Genomic DNA, 13,324 nt, shown 5'->3' on the forward strand with positions numbered 1-13,324 from the left:
AACTATAACACAGCGGGGGGCGGAGTGGAAGAGCCTGTTTTTTACATTAAGGGTGAAGGCATTTTCGAAAATGCCTTCAGGCTTCATGTAAATTTTTGATAGAAAGAATAGTACAGAAGGAGAGTCAGCGGTATGGTAGCGTTAAAGATTGATGAAATTGGGGCATTTACCAGGCATTTGTTCGTGGGGGAGACGTTCGACCGTTTTCTGCTGAGAGAAGCGTCGGTATCGACTTACAACACCTTCCACATAGACGGGCACATTAAAATGGGCTATTATTCGGAGGAAGAGCTGGAAGAGAAGCAGATCGAAGATTTTTCATCCTGGAATGTGATACGCCCCATCTGTTTTATGCTGATTAAGGGGAAAAAACTTCCGGGAAGCTTTGCAATCACCCTTCAGATGCCGCCGGACGGAGTGGAGAAATTCATCGCCTCTTCCGGCCTTTCCATGAACGCGGAACAGGTAAACGGACTGTATCTGAATATTCGATATGAAAATGAAGAACTTTACTGTGTGACTGGAACTTCTCTTAATTTCTTTACGCTCGATAAGAGCTTAGAACAGGAATGGGATGAATCGGTCAGGCGTTTTTTGAAAAATCATCAGATAATTTATCAGGAATCCTAAGTTTATTAGCACTCAATTTAAATGAGTGCTAATTTTTTGTTGACATTTATAACTCCTGGTATTAAAATATGGATTAGCGATTAAAATTGAGAAGGAGTGAATGTTATGAGCACAAAATCAGGAAGCTTATCAATTAACAGTGAAAATATATTCCCAATTATTAAGAAATGGCTGTATTCAGACCATGACATTTTTTACAGGGAATTAATCTCCAACGGCTGTGACGCCATCACAAAGCTGAAAAAGCTGGAACTGATGGGAGAATATACAAAGCCGGAAGATCTGGAATTCAAGATTCAGGTCAGCGTTGACGCCAATGAAAAGTCCATTTCCTTTACTGATAACGGTATGGGTATGACATTTGAGGAAGTGGAAGAATATATTAACCAGATCGCATTTTCAGGAGCCAGGGACTTTTTGGATAAATATAAGGACAAGGCCAATGAAGAGCAGATTATCGGACATTTCGGTCTGGGATTCTATTCCGCATTCATGGTTGCGGACCGTGTTACCATCGACACGCTGTCTTATCAGGACGGTGCGGCGGCTGTGCACTGGGAGTCTGAAGGCGGAACCGAATTTACCATGGGCGAAGGGGATAAGGAAACCTGCGGAACCACGGTTACCCTGTATCTCAACGAAGACAGCTATGAGTTTGCCAACGAATACCGCGCAAGAGAAGTGATCCAGAAATACTGTTCCTTTATGCCGGTGCCGATCTTCCTTAACAATGCGGCCGGAGAACCGGAGTACGAAACCATTGAAACGGATGAACTGACAGAGAAAGATACAATCGTGGAAACCATTCACGAGGAAGCCAAAACAGAGGAAAAGGAGAATGAAAACGGCGAAAAAGAAGTTGTGGAAATTTCTCCTGCCAAGGATAAATACAAGATTTTAAAACGTCCCGTAGCGTTAAATGACGTGAATCCTCTTTGGAATAAACATCCGAATGAATGCACGGAAGAAGAATATAAAGCATTTTACCGCAAGGTATTTATGGATTATAAAGAACCGCTGTTCTGGATTCACCTGAACATGGATTATCCGTTTAATTTAAAGGGAATTCTGTACTTCCCTAAGATCAACACCGAGTACGATTCCATCGAAGGAACCATTAAGCTTTACAATAACCAGGTATTTATCGCAGATAATATTAAAGAAGTTATCCCTGAATTCCTGATGCTGTTAAAGGGCGTAATCGATTGTCCGGACCTGCCGTTAAATGTGTCCAGAAGCGCGCTTCAGAATGACGGATTTGTGAAGAAGATTTCCGATTACATTACGAAAAAAGTTGCCGACAAGTTGTCCGGCATGTGCAAAACAGACCGTGAAGCATATGAAAAATACTGGGATGATATCAGCCCGTTTATCAAATTCGGATGCTTAAAGGACGAGAAATTTGCCGAGAAGATGAATGATTACATCCTGTTCAAAAATCTGGACGGCAAATACCTGACCTTAAAAGACTGCCTGGAAGAGAATAAGGAAAAGCATGAAAATACCATTTTCTATGTGACCGATGAAAAAGAACAGAGCCAGTATATCAACATGTTTAAAGAAGAAGGCTTAGACGCGGTTATGATGAAACACAATATCGACAGCCCGTTTATCGGCCATCTGGAGCAGAAGAATGAAGGCCTCAAGTTCCTGCGCATCGACGCTGATTTAAATGATAACTTCAAAGAAGAAGTGAAGGAAGACGATGAGGAATTTAAAGCCAATTCCGAAAAACTTTCTGAAATCTTTAAGAAAGCGCTGAACAATGACAAGCTGGAAATCAAAGTGGAGAAACTGAAAAATGAAGAGACGTCTTCCATGATCACCGTATCGGAAGAAAGCAGACGTATGCAGGATATGATGAAGATGTACAATATGTACGGAATGGACCCGTCCATGTTCGGCGGCGCAGGCGAGACCCTTGTGTTAAATGCCAACAATAAATTGGTACAGTATGTTTTATCTCATGAAGAGGGAGAGAATACTTCTAAAATCTGCGAACAGCTGTATGATTTGGCCCTTCTCAGCCATGGCAGCTTAACTCCGGAACGTATGACCAAATTTATTGCCAGAAGCAACGAAATCATGATGATGAATATGGCTTGACTTTCTGATCTATTCTCCTTATAATGATATATAGTAATCAAAACTACATACAATCGTAGTTGCATATAAGGGGAAGCGTGAAGGAAGTGTGATATCTTTCATTTACAGAGATTGTGCTGTCTCCTCGGATGAATAAGTAAGACGTCGCCGATGGCGGCAGAATGAGAGGTAAACATGGCATATAAAATTATTGGGGACAGCTGTCTGGATCTGACTGCAGAACTTAAAAAAGATCCTCGTTTTCAGATGATTCCATTAACTTTACAGGTGGATGATACCCAGGTAATAGATGACCAGACATTTGACCAGAAAGCATTTTTAAAATTGGTGAAGGAAAGCCCGAATTGTCCTAAGACGGCTTGCCCTTCTCCGGAGAGCTTTAAAGAGGCCTATGAGTGCGATGAGGAATGGGTATTCGTGCTCACCTTATCCAATCATTTGAGCGGAAGCTATAACAGCGCCGCATTGGCAAAAGAGCTGTATGTGGAAGAGCATGGTTCTAAGAACATCGCAGTGATCGATTCTTTATCCGCATCTTCCGGTGAACTTTTGCTGGCCCTCAAGATCAGGGAATTGTGCGAAGCCGGTAAGAGCTTTGAAGAGGTGGTGGACGAGGTCAGCAGGACCAGAGACCAGATGAACACTTATTTTGTTCTGGAAACCCTGGAATTTCTCAGGAAAAACGGACGTTTGACTGGGCTCCAGGCATTTTTCGCAACGGCGCTCAATATTAAGCCGGTGATGGGAGCTGATAAGGGAACCATCATTAAGCTGGATCAGGCGCGCGGAATTAATAAAGCGTTGTCCCGCATGGTCGAGATCGCGGTTAAGGATGCGGGAGATACCACAGAGAAACGGGCGGTCATCGCCCACTGCAATAATGCCCGGCGCGCGGAAGCGGTGAAAGAGGAATTGTGCGGCAAAGCTTCTTTTAAAGAGGTTGTGATCACGGAAACTGCCGGAGTTGCCACCGTATATGCCGGAGACGGCGGAATCGTTCTGGCCATAGAATAGGAATTATGAGAGAGAATAATAGAGTTAAAACATTAATAATAGGGATTGTCCTTATATTGGCGGCTGTCGGAGTGATCTGGGCAGCCGCCGGTTTGGTTATGGAAACCACACCTTCTTATGATAAGATTGAAACTTCTCCCATAGGCGGGGAAACGCCTGCAAAGGAGCAGGAGGGTACGTTAGGAGAGCTGTCTTCAACGGATGCTCCCGTTCTTATGATTACAGAGCCGGAGACGACAAAACCGGAACCGACGGAACCGGAAACAGAGGCGCCGCCGGAAGACATAAAGCTTTTGTTTGCCGGAGATATCTATCTGTCGGATCATGTGCTGAACGCATATAATAAGGCCGGAGGGATCAGCGGGGTTCTGGATCAGAATTATTTGGACCGCATCGCTGAGGCGGATATATTTATGGTAAATGAAGAATTTCCTTTCAGTTCAAGAGGGACGGCTGCGGATAAGACATATACGTTCCGCCTTCCGCCTGAAAAGATTTCCATGTTTCATGAGATGGGAATTGATATTGTGACTTTAGCCAATAATCACACTTTGGATTACGGAAGAGAAGCGCTGGAGGATTCCTGTCTGACGCTTGATGAGGCCGGAATCCGGTATGTGGGAGCGGGAAATGATTTAAACCGCGCCAAACAGCTGGAGGTCATGGAAGTTCAGGGGAAAAAGATAGGATTTCTTGGCGCGTCAAGAGTTGTGCCCTATGGGGACTGGACGGCCACGGAGAATAGAAGCGGACTGTTCCTGACTTATGATCCGACACAGCTTTTAAAGGAGATAGAGAGCGCCAAAGAACAGTGCGATTATCTGGTTGTATATGTGCACTGGGGAATTGAGCGGAATGAAAAGCCGGAAACCTATCAGAAAACCATGGGCAGGCAGTATATAGATGCCGGGGCGGACCTGGTGATCGGAAGCCATCCTCATGTGCTTCAGGGCATTGAATACTATAATGGAAAGCCGATAGTCTACAGCATGGGAAATTTCGTGTTTGGAAGCAGCATTCCGAAAACCATGCTTTTGCAGGCAGAACTTTCAGACGGAGATGTTTCTCTGTCGCTGATTCCCGGCACATCCAGCGCCGGATATACGCGGACCTTGGATGCGTCGAAGCACCGGGAATTTTATAACTATATGGAAAGCATTTCGTTTGACATATCAATTGATGAAGATGGAGGGGTTCACAGCATACAGCCCTGACGGATATTGCGTTCTTTAAAGCGTCTGGTCATTGTATTTAAGACCAGGCGCTTATTTGCGCTCCAAAGAGGGGCGATCAGCAGGGATTTTGGTCCGTCGCCTGTGAGCCGGTGAATGACTATATCTTCCGGAAGAATGGAGATGCAGTCGATAACCAGGTCGATATATTCGTCCATGGAAAAGGTTGGAAATGGAGACTGCTCATAGAGTTCTGCCAGCTTTGTACCCTTTAATATATGAAGGAGCTGAAGCTTGATTCCATCGATTCCGGCATTGCTGAGATAGCGGACCGTGTCCAACATCATCTCCCTTGTCTCGCCCGGAAGGCCCAGGATCACATGGACGATGACGGTGAGCTCTGCGGATTTTAACTCTTTTAAGGAAGCTTCAAAGCAGGAAAGAGGATATCCCCGGTGGATAAAGTCTACGGTTTTTTCATGAATGGTTTGTAACCCAAGTTCCACCCATACTGGTTTTATGCGGTTTAAACGGGCTAAAAGACGGATGGTTTCAGGCGGAAGGCAGTCCGGTCTGGTGGCAATGGAGATAGCGGCGATATCCGGATGAAGGATGGCCGCTGTAAAAATCTGCTCCAGATATTCTACGGGAGCATAGGTATTGGTGTAAGACTGAAAATAGGCGATATAACGCCCGCTTTTTATTTTGTTTTTGACACGTTCTTTGGCTGCTTCGATCTGACGGGTGATATCCGGGGCGGTAAGTCCGGGGAAAGCCATCTTCTCTGCAAAATCACCGGAACCGCCTTCGCTGCAGAAGATGCAGCCGCCGGTGCCTATGGAGCCGTCACGGTTGGGGCAGGTCATGCCGCCGTCTAAGGCCAGCTTATATACTTTTTCACCAAATGTCTGTTTCAAATAGCAGTCCAGGGAATAGTAGGGTTTTCCGTTCCAGTTCATCGGGAAGTCTCCTTTTTGGGTGTGAAAATTGAGAGCGCCGGCGGGTCAGACCAGCGCCAGCGCATGTTTTAAAGAATTTTCCAGATGCGTCTTCATCATTTGGACCGCGGCTTCAACGTCTCCATCCAGATATTTCTGAAAAATAGCTTCGTGTTCTTTTTGAATATCAGCCTGAATTCCGGCATCCTTTCCATACTGATTGGAGAAGATGGTCAGCTGGCTGCGCATCCGCGCCGCCGATTCTTTCAGATGGGAGTTTTGACAGAATTCGTAAAATTCCAGGTGGAACTGGTCGGAATAGAAGCACCAGTTATCCGCATCATCTTCTTTTATGGCTTTTCCGGCCTTATCTAACACCAGTCTGACCGCTTCGGCTACCTGGTCATGATGGGAATGTGCATGGGCATAGCGGATCGCAAGCCCGTCTAAATCGCCCATAAATTCATAAATCTCTTTTAAATCTTTTGGCTTCAAATCGATGACATTGACCCCGATATTGGAATAGTAGCTGACTAAATGATCCTGGGAAAGGCGGGTCAGGGCTTCCCGGATAGGGGTGGAGCTTACCTGGAAACGTTCCATCAAAAGCTTTAAGGTCAGCTTTTCCCCACAGCGGATGTTCTGTTTTAAAATATCATCTCTTAAAATCTGATAGATCTGTTCTGATAGTGTGCTTTTATTTAATGCCATAGAATTCCTCATTTCAGCAAGTTTTGTGTAATTCAGTGATAACGGTTTAGAGGACGGGAATATTGATACAAAAATCAGTGTCAAGCTTGCTTGTAAGCGGATTTTTGTATCAATATTCACATCGGAGGAACCTCCGATGCTTCTTGTATGGCCATGGGCCATGCAAGAAGATACCCCTCTGAATCGTTACATTTGGTGATAAAATGGTTGTCTGCATTTATTGTAACATACAGAAATACGCGGTTCAAGCGGATCATATCATGCGCTGAGACGGATTTTACTTTTGATGACTGAGGTATTATGCATTTTGCGTTTTGCATTTTGCAAAATGTCTATTGCAATTTAACGCGTTAAATGGTAAAATTATGTTGCAATTCACAGCCCGGGCCTGGACTGACGGCAGTGCCCACTATGGCTGTGAATTGCAGCATAATTTTAAAAACTTTAGGAGGGATTTTTTTATGAGCAGCAATACAATTATTGTGACTGTTTGTGCCATTTACCTGTTATCCATGATAGGCACAGGAATCTATGCCAGCAGAAAAAATAAAAAGGCATCGGATTTTCTGGTAGCGGGCCGGAATCTGAACAGTATTATGACAGCCATTACACTGGCGGCAGTACAAATCGGGGTTGGAATTGTGCTGAGCAGTGCGACAAATGGTTATAACTATGGAATTTGGCCTGGAATCTATTATTCCATCGGCTGTGGCGGCGGCCTGATTCTGGCCGGGCTTTTAACGACTAGAAGGCTGCGGGAGCAGGAAGGGTATGTGCCCCTGGATTTCTTTGCACAGCGGTATGGCGACAGCAAGGGAATCCGTCTGTGGGCATGGCTCAGCAATGTTCCCAGCCTTCTCGGTATTTTTATCGCTCAGCTTTTGGCCTGTGGAGGAATTTTGGCGGGTTTTGGCATTCCGTTTAAAGTGGGCGTTGTGATTACCGCAGTGGTAATCCTGATTTACTGCACCATCGGAGGTATGTGGGGCGTGGTTCTCACCGATGTGATCCAGACTACCATCATTGTGATCGGCATTCCGATCTTGGCTATTGCGACTCTGATCCAGTATGTGCATGCGGGGGGAAGCATTGGGGAAATCTATGCGACGCCATTTATTCCTTCCGGCATGTTTACGAAATTTATCTATCTTGTACTGCCGTTTTTCCTTTCCATCTCAGTGTCTTACGACGCTTATGCCAGGATACAGTCGGCTAAGGATGCGAAAACGGCTACCAAAGGCTGCATCGGCGGAGGAATTATTGTTATCATCATCGGAACCTTGTGTTCTACCGTGGGAGCTGCGGCGGTTAAACTGTTCCCGGGCGTAACGGATGGAATCTTTACCATAGCGGCTACCGGAGTTTTACCTCCAGTGCTGGCAGGAATCGTGATTGCGGCCATTCTTTCAGCGGCTATGTCCAGTGCAAACTGTGTGATCCTGTCATTAGGGGCTTCATTTTCCAGGGATTTGTATAATAAGTTTCTGCATCCTGAGGTGGAGAATTTAGATGAACTTCCAAAGGCTAAGACGATTTCTCAGATTGCCGTGTTTGGCGGAAGCATTGCGGGAATTTTATTTGCATTTAAGATGACGGATATTCTGGACGCTATGATTATATTTAACTATCCTTATATGGGAAGTCTTTTAATTCCTCTTTTAGGCGGTCTGCTCTGGAAAGGGGCTACGAGAAAAGGGGCATTTGCGGCGGCGGTTGCAGGCGGTATCGTGGGTGTGGTATCATTTTTCATCGGTATTCCAGGTCCTTTATATGGAATTATCAATGTGGATTTATCCTTGATGATCGCCTATGCGGTATCCACGGTTGTGCTGGTGGTGGTCAGCCTCAATGATAAAGGGGCAAAAATCAGAAAATAGAAAAACAGGAGTTGACGAAAATCAATGAGTACATACAAATGGCCTTATGGCAATGAAACGGATCAGGAAGAGGTTGTCAACAGCGACGTGCTGGTGCTTGGCGGCGGCCTGGCAGGCTGTTATGCGGCGATCGCGGCGGCCAGAAAGGGAAAATCCGTTGTTTTGGTGGAAAAGGGAGCTACGGTGAGAAGCGGTTCTGCGGGAAGCGGATTTGACCATTGGGAATCCGCCTGCAGCAATCCCTGTTCCAAAGTAACGCCCAAGGAAATCGCGGAAGCATATATAGAAGAACAGGATTATTACAGCAATGGAATCGCCCATTATATTGAATGCAGGGAAGGATATGACCGCCTTCTGGATATGGAATCCTTTGGTGGCAAAATCCGGGATACGGAAGATGAGTTTAAAGGCGCTGAATTCAGGGATGATGAAACAAAGCTGATGTTTGCCTATGATTATAAAAACCGTTTCACCCTGAGAGTGTGGGGGAGCACGTTTAAACCGGCGCTTTATAAGGAACTGCTGCGTCTGGGCGTGAAGGTCTATGACCGGACGGAGGCTACCGGACTTTTGACGGCAGTGATCGGCGGAAAGAAGCGTGGAACCGGAGCTATGGGAATGAATGTCCGCACCGGAAAATTTATGATTTTCCAATCCAAGGCCACCATACTCACCATGTCACGTCCTGCCCGAGTGTGGCTGTTCAACCCGGATCTGGTCGGATTATGTGAATTCCGGCCGACCCAAAGTATCGGAAGCGGTCATGCCATGGGATACCGGGCAGGAATCGAATTTACGATGATGGAAAAATCCGTAAAAGGGGAATTTTCCGCAGCAGGCAGAAGTTTTCCTCCTTACGGGGCCGGAAATAACCATAATACATGGTATGCGGCTACCATGGTGGATGCCAGAGGCGTGGAGATTCCTTACGTTGACCGGGATGGAAATGAATTAAAAACCGTGTCGGAACGGTACTACCCGGCTCCCGGACAGAAATTTTTCTTAAAAGGCGGAGTGATTGACGAGGCCAAATACGAGTACCGCGGACCAGAGACATTGGACTTTGAAGAACTGATGAAACGGGGGTATAAGCTCCCATTTTATGCGGATTTAAGCCGTATGCCGGAAATGGAACGGAAAGTGATCTGGGGCATGATGGTGGGAGAGGAAGGAAAGACGAAGATTCCGATTCTGGAAAATTACACGGAACGCGGATTTGACCCCACCAGGCATATGCTTCAGAGCTATGGAACCGGATGGCAGTCGGCCAGCTTTTTAGGACAAGAGAGACAGCTGTTCGGAGCACCGGGCGGCATCATGCATGACTGGGATTTGAAGACGAATATCGACGGTATCTATGCGGCCGGAGACCAGCTGTTCGCATCCGACTGCTGCGGTTTTGCTGCGGCCACCGGATATTATGCGGGAAGAAAGGCGGCCGACGCCATAGAAAATGTGGATATCACTGAGGCGGACCGGGAAGTGGTTGAAAAGGAAAAAGCCCGTCTTTATGCGCCTTTGAATGTGGAAGACGGTTTGGAGTGGAGAGAACTGAACATGGCAATCTCCAAAGCGATGCAGAATTACTGCGGCGAAATCAAATGCAGAGAGCTGCTGGAGGAAGGCTTAAACGTGCTGAACGGCTATGAAGAGGAGATTGTGCCCCAGCTTTCCTGCAAAAATCCTCATGATCTGATGAGAACCCACGAGGTGCTGGATATTCTGGAAGTTTCCAGGATGATCCTGCAGGCCTGTCTGTTCCGGGAATCCAGTTCGAAACCGCTTTGCTTCCAAAGAAGCGATTTCCCTCAGGAAGACCCTGAAGAGGACCGCTGTTTTTACACCATCCGCATGGAAGACGGAAAGCCGGTGCGGGGACGCGTGCCGTTGGGATATTTCGGTGATGTGGAAACGGAGTATGAAAAGAGAAATCAGGATTATATAGGTAAGGAGGAAAAGTCAGAATGAAAGAATTTGAAGCATCCGTAGTTCCCTGCAGCGCCAGGCCCATTGTATTTGATGACAGCTTATGTATAGGCTGCAATCAGTGCGCCAACGTGTGCCAGGTGGATATCTTCCTTCCAAACCCTGAAAAGGGAAAACATCCGATTGTCGTCTATCCGGGAGAATGCTATTACTGCGGAAGCTGCGTGATGGCCTGTCCAAACAAAGGAGCCATAAAACTGCAGCACCCAGTCATGAACCAGGCAAAATTCGTTCCTAACAAAAAAGTACCCTAAACATAAGGAGGGCCCGCAAAGTGGGGGAACTTTGCGGGCTGAGTATGAAAAAGTTTATCTTCATTGAAGATAAGGGGCTTCGGCTGGGGTCTGATTACTCATGCACCGAAGCTTATATAAATGAAAAGGATTGGCTTCCTTATTACATTTATAAGTATAGCCTGAAATTGTGGCGAAAGTTTGACCACGCTATAAACAAAAAATAAAATTGATTAAGAAATTATGAGGAAATCTTTATTTAACTGAGAAACGCCGGAAAGAAGGGAGCACCCGGGCGGCCGGCAGAAATGAAAAGGCATAGGGGATTCGGGTTACGACCCTAAGTGATACTAGGCCGCCAAGAGCGGAAAAAGGCAGCGCGGCGCCATTCGCGGTGAACTCTTTATGACTTCATCGCTCAAGGGCGCCTCAAATACTGATTCGGAATTCAGTATTTGTCTGTCTTTTTCCGCTCTTGCCGACCAAGTATCACTAAGGGTCTGCACACGATCCCCTATGCCTTTTCATTTCTGCCGGCCGCCCGGATGCTCCCTTCTTTCCGGCTGTTGCTTGGCTAGCTGAGGAAAAAAGATTTGATGGATGGGAGAGTAAGTTTTTACATCAAGGGTGAAGGCTTTTTCTGAAATGCCTTCACCATTTAATGTAAAGGGTGAGGTCATTTTGCGAAATGCCTTGACGTTTAAAGTAAAACCCGAAGTTGTTTCTGAAAATCCCTTCATCATCTATGTAAATTAGGCGTTACATAAATACCAATTCAATAACATTGTTTTTAACTGGGCTAGCGAAAATCAGCACGGAATCGGGAGGCGGGGCCGGGAAAGGAAGAGCACAGGGGCCGTCCGGGCCGGGGGAAGGAAGATGCAGCCAAATGGGATCGTATGGAACCCCTGTAGTGCTACTTAGGTCCGTAAGGACAGAACGAGGCAGGTAGAAACTGATTTCCGCCTCAGTTTCTAAAGCGCCGCTGAGCAGCGAAGTCATCAAGAGTTCACTGCGAATGGCGCTGGCCTGCCTCGTTCTGTCCTTACGGGCCTTAGTAGCTCTTAGGGGCGAATCCCGAATCCCATTTGGCTGCATCTTCCTTCCCCCGGCCCGGACGGCCCCTGTGCTCTTCCTTTCCCGGCTCCGCCTCCCGATTCTGTGCGTCCCTCTCGCCAACCCCGTTAAATAACAATTTAAAGCTTTAGCCAGTTGGGGGGGGATAGATGATTAAAAAATATAACATTTTCGGAGAATATTATATTGTCCTTGTATGGCTGGCTGTGATATACTTTTGTCAATGACTGGTTGGCCGGACGAGTGGCTCAATACAGTTGGCATTCAGGGAAAAGGAGAATACGATCATGAAAGAAAATGAGTTGATCCAGTTATTGCAGGAGGATAAGGCGAAGGCTTTGATGGCGGAGTTGTACGGGGAAAACAAGATTGCCGATAACTTAGCACGCTATGAAGATCTGATACATAAATTTGCGAAAGCATTTGCTTCTCGGGATATGCTTTTGTTTAGTTCACCTGGCCGTACAGAGATTAGCGGCAATCATACGGACCATAATCATGGAAAGGTTCTGGCCGGAAGTATTAATCTGGATTGTGTCGGGGTGGCGGCGAAGAACAATTCTTCTAAGGTGAATATTATAAGCGAAACATTTAATCAGAGTTTCAGCATTGATTTAAACCATTTGGAACCCAGCGAAAAGATGGCGGGAACCATTGATTTGGTTAAGGGGCTGCTGGCAGGCTTTAAGGATACGGGGTATGAGATTGGCGGATTTGACGCTTATATTACCAGTAATGTGATCAGCTCTGCGGGAGTGAGTTCTTCGGCGGCATTTGAGATGCTTCTCTGTTCCATGATTAATGAGTTCTTTAATGAAGGACGAATTGACACGGTTGCATATGCCCATATCGGAAAATATGCGGAGAATAAATACTGGAATAAGGCGTCAGGCCTGTTAGACCAGATGGCCTGTGCGGTAGGCGGCTTAATCACCATTGATTTCATGGAACCGGCGGTTCCGGTGGTGGAAAAGATCGCATTTGATTTCGAAGCTCATAATCACAGCCTGATTATCGTGAATACGGGAAAAGGCCATGCGGATTTGAGCGAGGATTATTCTTCTGTACCTATAGAGATGAAAAAGGTGGCTGAATACTTTGGAAAAGAATATTGTTCGGAAATATCGGAACAGGATGTTATTGAAAATCTTCAGAAAGTGCGTGAATTTGCAGGTGATCGTTCTGTTTTACGTGCTCTTCATTTCTTCGAGGAAAACAAAAGGGTAGAGGCGGAAGTGGCGGCATTGAAAGAAAACCGCTTTGATGATTTCCTTAAAAATATCACGGCATCCGGAAATTCTTCCTGGAAATGGCTTCAGAACTGCTTTACCAACAGCAATTACCAGGAGCAGGGGATTACAGTCGCTCTCGCTTTGACAGAACTGTTTATCGCAGAAAAGCAGGTTGGAGCGTGCCGGGTTCATGGAGGCGGTTTTGCTGGCGTTATTATGGCTATGCTTCCTAACGAGGTTGTGGATGAATATGTGGCTTATATGGAAAAAGCCATTGGAGAAAATAATGCATACCGGATGAGCATTCGCCCGTATGGAGCGGTTTGTTTGAACAGGCTGATTGGGTAG

At 46.1% G+C, this 13,324-nt stretch carries 12 protein-coding genes; 8 read left to right on the forward strand and 4 right to left on the reverse strand.

Annotated elements, in window-relative coordinates; genetic code table 11:
• Nucleotides 1–132 precede the first annotated feature (132 nt).
• The 4 genes from C0033_RS14990 (at nucleotide 133) to C0033_RS15005 (ending at nucleotide 4,964) form a co-directional block, all read left to right on the forward strand.
• Complete coding sequence (locus tag C0033_RS14990; RefSeq protein ID WP_103228686.1) at nucleotides 133–630, forward strand: DUF5721 family protein; 498 nt, start codon at nucleotides 133–135, stop codon at nucleotides 628–630.
• Between the two features lie 105 nt (nucleotides 631–735).
• Nucleotides 736–2,736 (forward strand): molecular chaperone HtpG, encoded by a 2,001-nt coding sequence (gene htpG, locus C0033_RS14995; RefSeq protein ID WP_103228687.1) that lies wholly within the window; start codon nucleotides 736–738, stop codon nucleotides 2,734–2,736.
• A 174-nt stretch (nucleotides 2,737–2,910) separates the two neighbouring features.
• Nucleotides 2,911–3,750 carry a DegV family protein gene (locus C0033_RS15000; protein WP_103228688.1) on the forward strand — a complete coding sequence of 280 codons (840 nt, stop codon included), beginning with the start codon at nucleotides 2,911–2,913 and terminating at the stop codon, nucleotides 3,748–3,750.
• Between the two features lie 5 nt (nucleotides 3,751–3,755).
• Nucleotides 3,756–4,964 (forward strand): CapA family protein, encoded by a 1,209-nt coding sequence (locus C0033_RS15005; protein WP_103228689.1) that lies wholly within the window; start codon nucleotides 3,756–3,758, stop codon nucleotides 4,962–4,964.
• On the opposite strand, the gene C0033_RS15010 is transcribed toward C0033_RS15005, so the two are convergent.
• Both C0033_RS15010 and C0033_RS15015 read right to left on the reverse strand, forming a co-directional pair.
• A complete protein-coding gene (locus tag C0033_RS15010) occupies nucleotides 4,946–5,881 on the reverse strand; it encodes a TIGR01212 family radical SAM protein (RefSeq protein WP_103228690.1) in 936 nt (311 codons plus the stop codon). The two genes, C0033_RS15005 and C0033_RS15010, sit on opposite strands and share 19 nt — an antisense overlap.
• 45 nt (nucleotides 5,882–5,926) lie before the next feature.
• A complete protein-coding gene (locus tag C0033_RS15015) occupies nucleotides 5,927–6,571 on the reverse strand; it encodes a GntR family transcriptional regulator (RefSeq protein WP_103228734.1) in 645 nt (214 codons plus the stop codon).
• Nucleotides 6,572–7,032: 461 nt separating this feature from the next.
• On the opposite strand from C0033_RS15015, the gene C0033_RS15020 reads away from it, so the two are divergent.
• From C0033_RS15020 to C0033_RS15030, 3 genes are read left to right on the forward strand one after another with little or no spacing between them, the layout of a single operon-like run.
• On the forward strand, nucleotides 7,033–8,448 hold the full coding sequence (locus tag C0033_RS15020; protein WP_103228691.1) for a sodium:solute symporter family protein: 1,416 nt from the start codon (nucleotides 7,033–7,035) through the stop codon (nucleotides 8,446–8,448).
• A 24-nt stretch (nucleotides 8,449–8,472) separates the two neighbouring features.
• Entirely contained in the window at nucleotides 8,473–10,416 is a 1,944-nt protein-coding gene (locus C0033_RS15025; RefSeq protein WP_103228692.1) for an FAD-dependent oxidoreductase, read from the forward strand.
• On the forward strand, nucleotides 10,413–10,688 hold the full coding sequence (locus tag C0033_RS15030; RefSeq protein ID WP_103228693.1) for a 4Fe-4S binding protein: 276 nt from the start codon (nucleotides 10,413–10,415) through the stop codon (nucleotides 10,686–10,688). Before C0033_RS15025 ends, C0033_RS15030 begins: the two co-directional genes overlap by 4 nt.
• 503 nt (nucleotides 10,689–11,191) lie before the next feature.
• On the opposite strand, the gene C0033_RS27080 is transcribed toward C0033_RS15030, so the two are convergent.
• Nucleotides 11,192–11,410 (reverse strand): hypothetical protein, encoded by a 219-nt coding sequence (locus tag C0033_RS27080; RefSeq protein ID WP_180994750.1) that lies wholly within the window; start codon nucleotides 11,408–11,410, stop codon nucleotides 11,192–11,194.
• 311 nt (nucleotides 11,411–11,721) lie between these two features.
• Nucleotides 11,722–11,862 carry a hypothetical protein gene (locus C0033_RS27085; RefSeq protein ID WP_180994751.1) on the reverse strand — a complete coding sequence of 47 codons (141 nt, stop codon included), beginning with the start codon at nucleotides 11,860–11,862 and terminating at the stop codon, nucleotides 11,722–11,724.
• A gap of 169 nt (nucleotides 11,863–12,031) precedes the next feature.
• Here C0033_RS27085 and C0033_RS15045 point away from each other — a divergent pair, with 169 nt between their 5' ends.
• Nucleotides 12,032–13,324 (forward strand): galactokinase family protein, encoded by a 1,293-nt coding sequence (locus C0033_RS15045; protein ID WP_103228696.1) that lies wholly within the window; start codon nucleotides 12,032–12,034, stop codon nucleotides 13,322–13,324.

The sequence above is a fragment of the Clostridium sp. chh4-2 genome (assembly GCF_002899675.1).
In the GTDB taxonomy this organism is placed as follows: domain Bacteria; phylum Bacillota; class Clostridia; order Lachnospirales; family Lachnospiraceae; genus CHH4-2.